This is a genomic window from Paraburkholderia sp. CNPSo 3274, from assembly GCF_024206475.1.
In the GTDB taxonomy this organism is placed as follows: domain Bacteria; phylum Pseudomonadota; class Gammaproteobacteria; order Burkholderiales; family Burkholderiaceae; genus Paraburkholderia.
Genome location: NZ_JAMBPR010000004.1, coordinates 16,992 through 30,524, shown reverse-complemented (window position 1 = coordinate 30,524; position 13,533 = coordinate 16,992). Strand labels below are relative to the sequence as shown.

The following is a 13,533-nucleotide window of genomic DNA, read 5'->3' as shown; positions in this document are numbered from 1 at the left end:
TTTATGGTTTCGCGAGATGAGACGGCTCAGTCCTGTACGAGCGGGCTGCCATACGTGAAGTTGGTCGCCGGTTCCGCATGCTTTTGCCGATGGGCCTCGCGCAATGGCTTGAGCACGAATACGGCGAGCAGGGCGGCGACCGCTGCCATACCCGAGGCGAGCATGAATACCGCGTGCCAGCTGCCGGTTGCAGCGGTGATCACACTCGTGAACGGCACGAGCAGCGCGGCCGTGCCCTTCGCGGTGTAGAGCAGACCCGCGTTGGTCGCGGCGAACTTCGATCCGAAGGTGTCGCCGCAGGTGGCGGGAAAGAGGCTGTAGATCTCGCCCCATGCGAAGAACACGATGCCCGTGAGCACGACGAACGCCATCGGGCTGTGACCGTATTGCGAGAGCAGCACGATGCCGACCGCCTCGATGCCGAACGCGATGAACATCGTGTTCTCGCGGCCAATGCGGTCCGATACCCAGCCGAAGAAGGGCCGCGTGAGACCGTTGAGCACGCGGTCGATGGTGAGCGCGAACGTGAGTGCGGGGAGCGTGAGGCCGAGCAGCGAAACGGGCGAGTCGTGCAGGCCGAAGTCCTTCGCGATGGGGCCGAGCTGCGCGGTCGCCATCAGGCCGCCTGCAGCCATCATCACGAACATGGCGTACATCACCCAGAAGATGGGCGACGCAATCACCTCGCGCGGACTCGCGTTGTAGACGGCGCTCGCACTCTGCGCGACTTGCTTCGCCGCGTGTCCCATTTGACCAATGGCGCGTTTCGCCGCGGCGACGCCGTGCGAGGCGGGCGCGCTGAGCGCGAAGCCGAGCACGAGCACGACGATCCCTTGCCCCAGACCGAACCAGAGGAAGGTGGACTCATATCCGCTGCTCTTGATCATGTTGGCGATAGGCACGACGGTCGCCGCCGACCCCGCTCCGAAGCCCGCTGCCGTGATGCCGGCCGCGAGCCCGCGACGGTTCGGAAACCACTTGAGCGCGTTGCCGACGCACGTGCCATAAACGGCCCCAGCGCCGAGCCCGCCGATTGCTGCCGCGAGATAGAGCACAGGCAGCGACGCCGCGACCGAATTGAGCACCCAGGCAACCGCGCACAACAGCCCGCCGCTCACGACCACCGGACGCGGCCCATACTTGTCGACGAGCCAGCCTTCCACGGGCACGAGCCAGGTTTCGGTGACGACGAAGATCGTGAACGCGACCTGAATCGCGGCGCGCCCCCAGTGGTACTGTTCGTTGATCGGATTGACGAACAGCGTCCAGCCGTACTGCATGTTCGCGATCATCGCCATACAGATGACGCCGAACACGAGTTGCGTCCACGGCGACGCGAATCGCGACGCCCCTCCTTGCCGATGCTCCATGTGTGTCTCCGGTTTCTTCGAATGAATGGTCTTCTGCGAGAGACGGTGTTTGCCCGAATCGCAGCCACGAATCCTGTCGTTTAGCTGACAGTCGTTTACACAATATGTAATATATCAACGAAGTCAAGCGGAAGACATCTCAGGGCTTCCACTAGCTCTGAGCATTGATGAGTATGGTTTTTGAAAGCTTGAGATCGATGCCGCGCGCGCCAGAAAAAAAGCCCGCCGGCTAGGCCAGGCGGGCTGAGGCATGCGCGAGATAGCGGAAATCGCGACATGTGATGTCGTTATAGTTGAAAGCATTTGGTAATGTAATGGGAAATTTTTCTAAAACCTTTCAGGTTGATTTGAATGAAAGGTTGACCGGCATTTTTGCGCGCGAGTTGGCGGCCCCGCAGGAAGCGAGGTCGTGCAGCGCCTCGGTGCGCGTGCCAAACTGGCTGCCGGTGGGTCGACGCCGTCGAACGAGGAGACGAATCATGCAGCGCGAAGCATTCATCCGCAGCCTGACCGACGAAGGCTTTCCCGAGCCCGTTGTCGTGACGCGCGAAGCCGGCGTCATGGAGGTCCATTCGCATCCGTTCGAAGCGAAGGCGCTGGTCATCGAGGGCGAACTGCACATCCGCGTGGGCGACGAGGAGCGGCACTACAAGGCCGGCGACGTGTTTCATCTCGCCGCCAACCTGCCGCACGCCGAGCGCTACGGGCCGCAGGGCGTGCAGTATCTCGTGGGGAGGAAGTGAGGGGCGGCTCGCTCCCTCAGCCCCGCGCCGCGATCTCCTTCTTCCACCCCGCGATGATCTTCCCCGCGAGCGTGTTGTAGTCGCCGTCGAAGTGGTGATCGCCGCTCGTCTTGACGACGTCGATGCCGGTATTCACGAGCGCCGGGCACAGCGTGTCTTTCTCGCCCGCGCCATACACGCATTGCACGATCGAAGGCGGCACCTTCGCGAGTTCCGGGCGTACCTGCAAGGCCTTGTCACTGGCGGGCATGCCGAGCCAGCCCGTCACACGAATCTGGAAGTCGGCGTCCGGCGCGAAGCCGAGCAGCGACATGTACGACACCTTCGCGCGCAACGCGTCGGGCAGACGGTTGTAGGCGAACGGCATCACGTCCGCGCCAAACGAGTAGCCCACGAGCGCGATGTGCTGCGCATGCCAGCGCGAGCCATAGGTCTTCAGCACGCGTGCGAGATCGTGGCTCGTTTGTGCCGGAGTCCTTTCGCTCCAGAAGTAACGCAGCGCATCCCAGCCGATCACCGAAATACCCTGCTTTTGCAGCGCTTCTGCAATCGTCTTGTCGAGATCGCGCCAGCCGCCGTCGCCCGAGATCACCACCGCGAGCATGTCGGTGGGATGCGCCGCGGGCAGTTCGACGAGCGGCAGGTCCGACACGTCCTCTTCGCTTTCCGTCGCGACGCGCAGGTGATTCGATGTAAGCGCAACGATCTTGTCGGCGTCGGCAACGCTGGGGGCGAAGGTGCGCGGTGCGTCAGAACGGGTTGCGCGCGCATCTTTCGTCGTCACACCCTGCTCGAAGAAACCGGGCAGGCCATTGCCGCGCGAGAGCGTGGGGTCGGCCGGGCAGGGTGCGAAGCGCGCGTCGAGCTGCGCGGCCGGATCGAGCGACACGGCGCCCGCCATCGTGTTCGCGGGCGCCTGCGAGAGCATGCGCTGTGCGATGAGCGCACCTTCGCCGCTGCCGATGGCGATCGGCGCGTAGTACTCGTTGGCCCCTAGCTGCCGTTCGAGCTGGTGGCTCAGCGCTTCGGCGTCGCCGTAGAGCTTGTGGCAGGTCTCGTTCTTCGCGGCGGCGAGGTTCTGCGCATAGCGCTCCGTATCCACGCCGACGACGAGCGCGCCATGCTGCGCGAGTGCGTCGGCGCGCGTCTGGTCGGCGGCGCTCCAGTGCTGGTCCGCCGAGAACAGCACGGTGAAGCCGCGCATCGCGCCACTCGGTTTCGTCACCGCGACTTCGCCGTAACGGCCGCCGGAAACGTGCATCGTCGCGGCGGCAGCGGGCGTCGAGGCGGCCGTCGAAGCCGCGGTGGCGTGAGCCGTGAAAAATGCGAGCACAGCGGCGCCCGCTGCCGTGCCTGCAATGCGCGGCAGCCTGGGAATACGGAATGTCATGAGCGCCAGCCTCCTGCCAGCAGCGATAGATCGGCGAGGGTGATGAACACGCTGATCGAGCCCGAGGCGGCCAGATAGCGTGGTTCCCAGCGCGGCGCGAACTTGTTCTTGAAGCCGCGCAGCCCCCGGAAGTTATAGAAGCGCCCGCCGAAGCGCCAGATGAAGCCCGCGAGCCGGTGCCACGACGAAGCGAGCGGCGTGGGACCCATGCCCGAGAGCGGGGCCATGCCGAGCGAGAGCGACTGGTAGCCGGCGCCCTTCAGATGCAGCGCGAGCTGCGTGAACAGATACTCCATCGCGTAGGGCGAGGCGCCCGGCAAATGGCGCATCACGCCCACCGTTGCGTCGGTGTTCAGATCGGTCGTCATGAAGGTGACGAAGGCGAGCGGCTCGCCGTTCTGGCGGATGAGCAACACGGACTGCGCGGCGAGATAGTCGTCGTCGAACGCGGCCACCGAGAAGCTCTTTTCGCGCGCTTCGCGGTCCTGCAGCCAGGCGTCGGAGATCGCGCGCAGCACCGGCAGGCTCGCGCCCATCTGCGTGGGCTCGATATGTTCGATCGAAAAGCCATCGCGTTCGCCGCGCTTGAGCGCGTAGCGCAGATGCGCGCGCTGCGGACCCTTGAGATCGAATTCCTGCAGCATCACGCGCGCTTCCTCGCCGAGCTTCATCAGCGTGAGGCCGGCGTCGAGATAGAGCGGCAGCGCGTCGGCGCGCACCTGGTAGAACGCCGCGCGGCCGTTGTGCGCGTGCGCGAGCGTGACGAATTCGCGGATCAGCGCGGGCCACTCTTCGCGCGGGCCGACCGGATCGTGCAGCGCCGCCCACGTGCGGCCACGCTTTGCGTACATCAGGAAAGCCTTGCGCGAGGCGGAAAACAGGAAGCTCTTGTCGCCCATCAGCGCGAGGCCCGCGTCGCTGCGCTCCTGCGCGCGCACGATACGCCCGGCCTCTTCGAGGTCTTCGCTCGGGGGCATCACGAAGCGGCCGGCGGCGGGGCGCAGCAATTGCCACAATGCGAGCGCGGCGGCGAACACGCCGGCGCCGAGCGTGGCGCGCAATGCGCGCGGGGCGCGGCTGTGGAAGGCGAATTGCCACCAGAGATTTTGCGAATACTGCACGTCGCGGAACGCGAACAGCAGCACCCACACGGCGAGCGCGATCACGCAGCCGACCGAGGCGAGCCAGGCCGGCGTGAATCGCTCGGTGAACATCGACGAATGGCGATTGAAGCGCCTGCGCGTGCCAAGGAGCAGCACGATCAGCACGCACAGTACGCCCGCTTCGACGAAGGCGAGGCCCTTGGCGAGCGAGAGTGCGAGATTGGCCACGGCGATCACGAGCGCGAGCCACCAGGCGGCGTCCAGACGCCGCAGCAGACCGCGCGCGATGAAGAGGAGCAGCACGCCGAAGAGGCTGCCCATCAACTGCGAGCTTTCGAGCACCCAGAGCGGCACGATGGTTTGCAGCAGCGCGATGCGCTTGGAGAACGCGGGCGTGGCGCCCGAGATCACGAGCATGCTGCCGGTCACGAACGTCACGATGGCGAGGAAGAGCGGTGCGAGTTGCGAGACGCCGTCGGCGCCGCGCTTCGCAAAGCGGGCGCTGAGCGGTGTCTTGAGCGCGCGGCCTTCGAATACGGCGAGCACAGCCGCTGCGAGCGCGAGCGGCGCGCCGAAGTAGATCGCGCGATAGGCGAGCAGCGCGGCAAGTACCTTCGAGGTGGGCACGCTCGGGCCGAGTGCGTAGACCATCGCGGCTTCGAACACGCCGATGCCGCCGGGCGTGTGGCCGAGCAGGCCGAGCAGCATGGCGGCGCAATAAACAGTGAGGAAGTCGGTGAAGCCGAGGAGCGCATGCGGCATGACCGACCAGAGCGCGAGCCCGGCGCCGATCACGTCGAGCGCGGCCAGCAGCAACTGCGCGACGAGGTCGCGCCGCGCCGGCACCGAAAAGCGCAGCCAGGCGCGGCCGAACGGCTCGATCTCGCGCGCGCTTGGCGGGCAAAGGATGACCATCACCGCGCCGCAGCCGAGCACCACGCCGCCGGTCAGGCGTAGCTCGTCGGGCGAGAGATGCAGCAGACCGGAGAGCGTGCCGGCGGCGCCCACCATGCCGAGCGCGGTCATGAGCACGAGCGCGAGGGCGAGCGTGACGCTCGTGAACACCGTCATGCGGCCGATCTGCGCGGCGGTGACGCCCGCGCCGCCATACACGCGGCAGCGCACGGCGCCGCCCGTGAGCGCGCCGAAGCCGGTGACGTTGCCGAGCGCCGAGCCGGCGATCGCGCCGGCCCATAGCGCGCCGCGCGAGACGCGTGCGCCCAGGTAGCGCAGGCCCACGGCGTCGCGTCCGACCAGCGCGACGAAGCTCACGACCGTGGCGGCGAGCGCGCCGGCCCATTGCGCCGGCGTGAGCGTCCAGAGCTGGCGGATCACCGAGTGGTAGTCGACCGTGCGCGAGAGGTGCTGGAAGACGACTAGCAGCAGCGCGCAGATGCCGAGCGCGAACACCGGCGCGACAAAGCGCTGCAGGTGCAGGGCACCGGCACGGCGGCGCAGCGCCCCGAAGGCGCGCGCCGCGCGCGAAGAATGCGATTGAGACATGGATCGGTCTGGTGGCTCTCTGCGATGTCGCCGTATCGACTGTTACAGCTTCCCCGGCGGTGACATCGCGTTTATTCGCGTTTTGCGCTTACGTTCTTTCGAGGCCGGTTCTCGCGCACCTCGCGCCGCGAACCGGAAAATCGAGCCGAATCGTAAACGTTCGGAAAGGACTAGTTAAGCTCAGCAAACGCATAGGACTACCCGCCGGTTGACGCCCAGGTGCAAGAAACCGCTATTGGGTGCGGATCAGTCGGGCCCAATGATGCGTCGTAACTAGTGGATTGAATTGGGGAATAATCTTTTTGTGATTAATGTTTGCAAAGCCTAATTCACAGATGGCTTGAGCGGCAAGGTAGTCGTTAAGTTATGAGTAATGGGCGGGCGGTTATCGCATGCGTGAAACACGTGACGATACGGCCGGTTCGCCGCAAGCCTTACGTGGCGGGCGTTGGCGGCAGTTGCTCAGCGCATTGTTTCGCAACGAGAGATAATGCTTCGGCAGTTTGCCAGGCGCCTCCTGAGATCGCTGTCACTAATTCGAGACAGCTTGTTTAATCCTTTTACAATGCCCAGCGGGAGAGTTAGTCTGCTTTGGTCAAGAGTTGTTTTACTGCGCCGGGAGAATGACGTGAAAAGACTAGCCTTGACTTCCCTTTCGCTAGCCGCGCTCGGGGTTGCCGGTACGGTTCAGGCACAGACCAGCGTGACGCTGTACGGCACCATCGACACATCGATCACTTACGTCAACCACGCCGACGGCGGCCACAACCTCTGGACGCTCGGCAACAGCAGCTACGGCAATCTCTCCGGCTCGCGATGGGGTTTGAAGGGCGCCGAAGATCTCGGCGGCGGCCTCAAGGCGATCTTCCAGTTGGAAAACGGCTTCAACCCGTCCACGGGCGCGCTCGCGCAGGGCGGCAGGCTGTTCGGCCGACAGGCGTACGTGGGCTTGACGGCCGAGCAGTACGGGTCGCTCACGCTCGGGCGGCAGTATGACCCGCTCATCGACCTCGTGCAGGGCATCACGGCGGACAACTATTTCGGCTCCGCGTTCGCAACGGCGGGCGACGTCGACAACTACGACAACAGCTTCCGCGTGAACAACGCCGTCAAGTACACCACGCCCGTATGGAGCGGCCTCCAGGCTGCGGCGATGTACTCGTTTGGCGGCATTGCGGGCTCGACGGGCGCCGAACAGTCGTACTCGGCGGCGGTCAACTACACCAACGGTCCGCTCGCGCTGGCGGGCGGCTACTTCTACGCGACGAACAGCCAGGCCGTGAACGGCATTCGCACCGGAGGCTGGACGAGCACCTCGGACGGCACCTTCGACGGCCCGATCAACTCCGGCTACGCCACGGCACACTCGCTCACCATCGCGCGCGCGGCGGCGCAGTACCAGCTCGGCCAGTTCACCTTCGGCCTCGGCTATAGCAACGCGCGCTACTCGCCGGACGGCAGTTCGGTGTTCCGCGACACGCAAAAGTACAACACCGGCCAGGGGTTCATGAACTATCAGCTGAGCCCCGCGCTGCTGCTCGGCGTTGGCTACAGCTACACGCACGCCAATGGCGATACGCAGGCGAACTACAACCAGGTCTCGCTCGGCGCGGATTACAGCCTCTCGAAGCGCACTGACCTTTACATGACGGCGGCGTGGCAGCATGCGAGCGGCGATACCGGCAACGGCACGGGCGGCTCGATGCCGGCCGAGGCTTCGGTTGGTTCGTATGGTTACGCGGGCACGTCGAACCAGACCATCGTGAACCTCGGGCTGCGGCACAAGTTCTGATTGCGCGCCTCGACTAACGACGCCGGATGCGCCAGTTGGGCGGCGCATCCGGCGTTTTGGCGTTTGCGGCTTTGGCTTCGGCTCAAAGCGCGTCAAACGCGAGGGTTTCACGCTTCACGCCTCGCGTGAACGCCGTAGCGTGAGCAGCGCAAGCCAGGCGGCGAGGCGCTCCATACAGCGCCGCACGCCCGCAAACGGCGGCTGCCATGCGCTCGTGATGCTCACGCGTGCTGGCAGGGCGGCCTCGGTGCTGAGCCAGATGCGCTCGCCACGCTCGAGCCGAAGCGTCTCGCCCGGCTGCAGCCAGTGGTCGTAGGGCGAGCGGGCGCGTGTGACCCACACCTGGGCCACTTGAACACGCAGCGTGGCTGACGCATTCGCGCGCCAGGTGAGCGTGCGCATTGGCGGCACCGCGAAGTGGATCGATTGTGCGGGCAACGGATCGTCGTAGCGGTCGGTTGCGTCCGCTACGGCGTGCGGAGCGGGCTGTGAGGTTGCCTGAAAAGCGTCATCCATCGTTTTCTCCAGTTTTTGGAGCCGACGAACGGAGCGCTGCCACCCAGAAAAACAAAAAGCCCCGTCGATGCCGGCGGGGCTTGTGATTTGTGTGACGACAGACTGCTAGTACGCACACCATCCCCGTGGGCTACCCGTATGGGTTTTCCACGGATGATTCATCGTGGGGAGGAGGGTGGAGGAAGTGTGCATAGGTCGAGTGTGCGGGGTGCCTGCAGCGCTGTCAACCTGAAGTGCTTAAATGGCATTGGCAGCCGTAGTTTGTGTTGCGCGCGAGTCTCGTTCGCACCTTTGCGTGACGCGATCGTGCCCTTCGATGGCATATCCCCTTGCGGGCAGCCCCGGTTTCTCACTAGGATTGGTTGTTTTTCATAGATATCCGGTTGGCCGTGCCCACAATGTGGGAGCGCACCCCTGATGAGCCCTCGAAGCATCGAAGTGTTGTGCAGAAACGACTGCATCTGATATATCACATACAGAATATTGATTTTTGTCGCGATGCAGCATATGATTGAGTCATTCGATTACTCAATCATGCGGAGCTTCAAATGGATTTTGTTTCTCTTGCGCTTTTCGGTGCAGCGGTCGTGGGTCTGGGTGCAGCTGCTACGGTCATGATCGCCAGGTGGCTGCCGCAGTCTGCTATTGAGCAGGCCGCACAGCATGGCCGGTACGCTGGTTTGGGCGAAGCGCCGCGCGCCAAGGCCGTTCGTCGTGCACAATTCGGTCCGCGAATCCGTCCGCAGGTCGGAAAAGAGGTAATCAATGTCGTCAGAGCAAACTGAAGTTGTAGCAAGCCGGGAAGCGGCGCCGCTCAAGCTGGTGCTGCAGCCCATCAACGCAACACTGAGCCTGCGCGATCAGGCTTACGCCATGCTGCGCCACGCCATTGCCGACGCGGACATCTACCAGTCGCGCGAGGAAATCCGGCTCGACGAGCGCGTGCTGAGCGAATCGCTCGGCGTGAGCCGCACGCCGGTGCGCGAGGCCATGACGCTGCTCGAGCAGGAGGGCTTCCTGCGCATGGTGCCGCGCCGCGGCATCTATATCGTGCGCAAGAGCAAGCGCGAGATCGTGGAGATGATCCAGATGTGGGCGGCGCTCGAAAGCATGGCCGCGCGCCTCGCCACGATCCACGCCACCGACGAGGAAATCGCGCGGCTGCGCCACATGTTCGACGACTTCCGCGACAGCACGCCCGCCGAACACATCGCCGAGTACTCGGACGCCAACATCGCGTTCCACCAGGCGATTGTCGAGCTCTCCAAGTCGCAGATCATCCTCGACACCATCAAGAACATCTTCGTGCACGTGCGCGCCATTCGCCGCATGACGATTTCGCAGAGCGACCGGGCTTCGCGCTCGATCGTCGACCATCTGCGCATTATCGAGGCGCTAGAGAAGCGCGACACCGAACAGGCGGAAAAGCTCGTGCGCCAGCATTCGCTCGATCTCGCGGTCTATGTCGAGAAGAACTGCGATTTCCTGGATTGACGCAGGCGGCTCGCGCCGCTAAATCGAGGCAAAACGGGAGACCCTTGGGTCTCCCGTTTTGCGTTTACGCCCCTTCGCGCCCCTTCATCACGCGTTGGCCGAACGGCCGCCCGCCGACTTTATGCGCATCAACTCCTGGCATCCCTGACCAAATCACAGTCCCTTACCGCCATCCTTCACACGGAATCTGGCATATCAGACGTCGCAAATGCTCGGGGTTTTCCCTCACGTGCACCGCGTCAATACCGTCGAACTTGCGCCAAAGCCATGCTGGATAAGGCTTCGACGCGATTTTAATGACATTCCCGACGGGCAATTCCCCTCTTGCTTCGTTCTGATATATCACATACCGTATTGCTCAAGGACGCAGATGACGCGCCATAGCGCGAAACGCCTCTGCCCACGCAACCCCACCGATTTTCGAAAACTCGCCCGGCCACGATTAGATAAGGAGACATGACATGGGCAAGGCATTGAACGGCGTGCGCATCCTCGATTTCACGCACGTGCAGTCGGGACCTACCTGCACGCAACTGCTCGCCTGGTTTGGCGCGGACGTGATCAAAGTAGAGCGCGTAGGCGCTGGCGACATCACGCGGGAGCAACTGCGCGACTTGCCGGACGCGGACAGCCTCTACTTCACGATGCTCAATGGCAACAAGCGTTCGCTCACGCTCGACACGAAGAACCCGCAAGGCAAGCGCGTGCTGGAGCGGCTCATTCGCGACTGCGACGTGCTGGTCGAAAACTTCGCGCCGGGCGCGCTCGAGCGCATGGGCTTCAGCTGGGAACGCATACAGACACTGAACCCGCGCATGATCGTCGCCTCGGTGAAGGGCTTCGGCCCGGGCCCCTACGAGGACTGCAAGGTCTACGAGAACGTCGCGCAGTGCGTGGGTGGCGCGGCTTCGACGACGGGCTTCGACGACGGCCCGCCGGTCGTCTCCGGCGCGCAGATCGGTGACAGCGGCACGGGCTTGCATCTCGCGCTCGGCATCGTCACGGCGCTCTATCAGCGCACGCACACGGGGCGCGGCCAGAAGGTGCTCGCGGCCATGCAGGACGGCGTGCTCAACCTGTGCCGCGTGAAGCTGCGCGACCAGCAGCGGCTCGAGCGCACCGGCGTCATGAAGGAGTACCCGCAGTATCCCAACGACGGCTTCGGCGAGGCCGTGCCACGCGCCGGCAATGCGTCGGGCGGCGGGCAGCCGGGCTGGATTCTCAAGTGCAAGGGTTGGGAGACCGATCCGAACGCCTATATCTATTTCATCGCGCAGGCGCCTGTTTGGGACCGCATCTGCAAGCTGATCGGGCGCGAGGAGTGGATCGACGATCCGGACTACGCCACGCCGAATGCGCGCCTGCCGCGCCTGAAGGCGATCTTCGACGAGATCGAGCACTGGACCATGCATCGCACGAAGTTCGACGCGATGGCCGTGCTCAACCGCTACGACATTCCGTGCGGCCCGATTCTCTCGATGAAGGAGATCGCCAGCGACGAATCGCTGCGCGCGAGCGGCACGATCGTCGAGGTGGATCACCCGGTGCGCGGCAAGTACCTCACGGTGGGCAACCCGATCAAACTCTCGGACAGCCCGACCGAAGTCACGCGTTCGCCGATGCTGGGCGAACACACCGACGAAGTGCTCGCGGAATTCGGCTACACGAAGGACGAGATCCACTCGCTGCGCGCTTCTGGCGCCGTTTGAAACCAGGGAGGAAACATGGAAACGTGGATGCGTTTGATGGCGAGCGACGGGAGCATTGTGTTCGGCCGCGTCGAAAACGGTTACCTGCACGAATACGAAGGGCTTGATCAGCCGGTGCCCACTGGCGCGGTGCTGTCGCTACGCGCGCTCACGCCGCTCGCGCCGTGTGCGCCCGGCAAGGTGGTCGCGCTCTGGAACAATTTTCACGCGCTCGCCGCAAAACTCGAAAAGCCGGTGCCCTCGCACCCGCTTTTTCTCATCAAGCCGGCGGCGTCGGTGATCGGCTCTTCGGAATTGATTCGGCGTCCTGCCCACTATGCGGGAAAAATCGTCTTCGAAGGCGAACTCGGCATCGTGATCGGCAAGCGCTGCCGCGACGCGAGCGTCGAAGAAGCCGAGTCGGCGATCTTCGGCTACACGGTCGTCAACGACGTCACGGCCGCAGGCCTCATCACCGAGAATCCGCACTTCCCGCAATGGTGCCGCGCCAAAGGTTTCGATACGTTCTGTTGTTTGGGCCCGTCGATCGTTTCTGGCTTCGACTGGCGGCGCGCACGCGTCGTAACGAAACTCGATGGCGTGGAGCGGCAGAATTATCCGCTCGACGACATGGTGTTTTCGCCGGCGCAGCAGGTGAGCCTCATTTCGCAGGACCTGACGCTCGAACCGGGCGACGTGATTGCGTGCGGCACGTCACTCGGCGTAGGCTCGATCGTTGATGGCGCAACGGTCGAGGTCACGATCGAAGGGATCGGTACGTTGAGCAACGCGCTGGGCGCCGCATGCGCGCAAACCGAGTCGCTCGCCGCCGTAGAGGGCGCGGCTTGACCGCGTAAAACCAAAGACGCGCGCGGCAGCGATGCCGCGCGAGGAGGAGAGATGCCGGAGCAACTGGCTGCCGACCTGGCGTGGTTGGGCGCTGGCGCGCTGTTCGCATGGCTCGGCTGTGCATTTGCACAACTGGCGGCGCTCGCGCCGGTGCGTGCGTGGCCTTCGTCGCGTTTTCGCGCCGTGCCGCGCTGCGCCAGGCGTGCTGGTGCGCCGCACAAGCATCGGCTCATTTTCGCCATTTCGTTCGCATTGCTACTGACCGTGCCGCCCGGCGTGATCGCTGCGGGCTGGATGCATGCGCCCGACGCGACGGTGGCTGTCGAATGCGGCGTGCTGGGCGGTTTGTGCGTTGCGGGCCGGCGCGACCTGACGCGGCGCGCGCCGACGGCGGCGCTGCTGGGTGGTGTAGCGGGCGCGAGTGTCTTGATCGGCGCTTTCGTTGCCTGCGTGTTGCAGCCCGAGCGTAGTCCTGTCGAACGTGTGGCGCTGTTCGTCGCGGCGGCGACCGGCGCACTGTTGATCGGCGGCGCGCTGAGTCTGTTCAGCCGTGGCGCGCAAGCGAGCGGCGCGGTGCGCAGGCGCGTGCCGTTCGGGCGCGGTGACCGCGTCATGCATGTCATCGCGCTGCTGCTAGTCGCGGCGCTCGGCTATGGATTCCTGGGCGCGCGTGCTTCGCCCGATTTCGAAATCTCCGTGCTGGTCGCGGCGAGCGTGCTGTGTGCGGCGCTGGGCGCGCGGCTCATGAGCGGCGCCCGGCGACCGCGGCTCGCACGTACGGGCGCCGTCGAGGCGTCACCGCCACGCGAGCCCTTCAGCGCGACATTCAATGCAAGTTTTGCGGGTGTGCCGGACGAACTGCTGGTCGCGGCCTGTGGCAGCGGCGCGTTCGAACCCGCCTGGCTGGCCGCGAACGACACGCCGCATGGCGGCGGAGGGCGCGCGGGTCATCACGCATCACAGGACTTGCCACGGCGGCGGCGCAGCCGGGGCGGCGCGCTGCGTCAGCGGCAAGGGCCGCACTGACGTCGTATCGAAATATCGTGCGCTGCCACCGAAGAAGGTGGCAGCGCCACGAGACCATC

11 protein-coding genes are annotated in these 13,533 nt (G+C 64.7%); 7 read left to right on the top strand and 4 right to left on the bottom strand.

The genetic code is table 11. The features are described from left to right. Window positions 1-26 precede the first annotated feature (26 nt). Complete coding sequence (gene oxlT, locus M3I54_RS03520; RefSeq protein ID WP_254333071.1) at window positions 27-1,370, bottom strand: oxalate/formate MFS antiporter; 1,344 nt, start codon at window positions 1,368-1,370, stop codon at window positions 27-29. A 479-nt stretch (window positions 1,371-1,849) separates the two neighbouring features. On the opposite strand from oxlT, the gene M3I54_RS03515 reads away from it, so the two are divergent. Next, on the top strand, window positions 1,850-2,113 hold the full coding sequence (locus tag M3I54_RS03515; RefSeq protein WP_254333070.1) for a cupin domain-containing protein: 264 nt from the start codon (window positions 1,850-1,852) through the stop codon (window positions 2,111-2,113). Between the two features lie 16 nt (window positions 2,114-2,129). Here M3I54_RS03515 and M3I54_RS03510 read toward each other — a convergent pair whose 3' ends face one another. Together M3I54_RS03510 and mprF are read right to left on the bottom strand one after the other, a co-directional pair. Continuing rightward, the gene (locus M3I54_RS03510) at window positions 2,130-3,503 is read right to left on the bottom strand and encodes a virulence factor family protein (RefSeq protein WP_254333069.1); all 1,374 of its coding nucleotides are present in this window, start codon (window positions 3,501-3,503) and stop codon (window positions 2,130-2,132) included. Beyond that, complete coding sequence (gene mprF, locus M3I54_RS03505) at window positions 3,500-6,109, bottom strand: bifunctional lysylphosphatidylglycerol flippase/synthetase MprF (protein ID WP_254333068.1); 2,610 nt, start codon at window positions 6,107-6,109, stop codon at window positions 3,500-3,502. Before mprF ends, M3I54_RS03510 begins: the two co-directional genes overlap by 4 nt. Before the next feature lie 628 nt (window positions 6,110-6,737). On the opposite strand from mprF, the gene M3I54_RS03500 reads away from it, so the two are divergent. Then, window positions 6,738-7,901: a porin gene (locus M3I54_RS03500; RefSeq protein ID WP_254333067.1), complete on the top strand. Its 1,164-nt coding sequence runs from the start codon at window positions 6,738-6,740 to the stop codon at window positions 7,899-7,901. A gap of 114 nt (window positions 7,902-8,015) precedes the next feature. Here the strand turns inward: M3I54_RS03500 and M3I54_RS03495 are convergent, their stop codons facing one another. After that, window positions 8,016-8,417 carry a DUF2917 domain-containing protein gene (locus M3I54_RS03495; RefSeq protein ID WP_254333065.1) on the bottom strand — a complete coding sequence of 134 codons (402 nt, stop codon included), beginning with the start codon at window positions 8,415-8,417 and terminating at the stop codon, window positions 8,016-8,018. A 548-nt stretch (window positions 8,418-8,965) separates the two neighbouring features. Here M3I54_RS03495 and M3I54_RS03490 point away from each other — a divergent pair. The 5 genes from M3I54_RS03490 to M3I54_RS03470 all read left to right on the top strand — a co-directional run bounded on the left by M3I54_RS03490 (window position 8,966) and on the right by M3I54_RS03470 (window position 13,474). Continuing rightward, on the top strand, window positions 8,966-9,202 hold the full coding sequence (locus M3I54_RS03490; protein ID WP_254333062.1) for a hypothetical protein: 237 nt from the start codon (window positions 8,966-8,968) through the stop codon (window positions 9,200-9,202). Next, on the top strand, window positions 9,183-9,911 hold the full coding sequence (locus M3I54_RS03485) for a GntR family transcriptional regulator (protein WP_254333060.1): 729 nt from the start codon (window positions 9,183-9,185) through the stop codon (window positions 9,909-9,911). The genes M3I54_RS03490 and M3I54_RS03485 overlap by 20 nt, the downstream gene beginning before the upstream one ends. 461 nt (window positions 9,912-10,372) lie before the next feature. Continuing rightward, complete coding sequence (gene frc / locus M3I54_RS03480; protein ID WP_069261628.1) at window positions 10,373-11,620, top strand: formyl-CoA transferase; 1,248 nt, start codon at window positions 10,373-10,375, stop codon at window positions 11,618-11,620. Window positions 11,621-11,635: 15 nt separating this feature from the next. Beyond that, window positions 11,636-12,448, top strand: coding sequence for a fumarylacetoacetate hydrolase family protein (locus tag M3I54_RS03475; protein WP_254333059.1), 813 nt, complete (start codon window positions 11,636-11,638; stop codon window positions 12,446-12,448). A gap of 51 nt (window positions 12,449-12,499) precedes the next feature. Then, on the top strand, window positions 12,500-13,474 hold the full coding sequence (locus M3I54_RS03470) for a hypothetical protein (RefSeq protein ID WP_254333058.1): 975 nt from the start codon (window positions 12,500-12,502) through the stop codon (window positions 13,472-13,474). Window positions 13,475-13,533 lie beyond the last annotated feature (59 nt).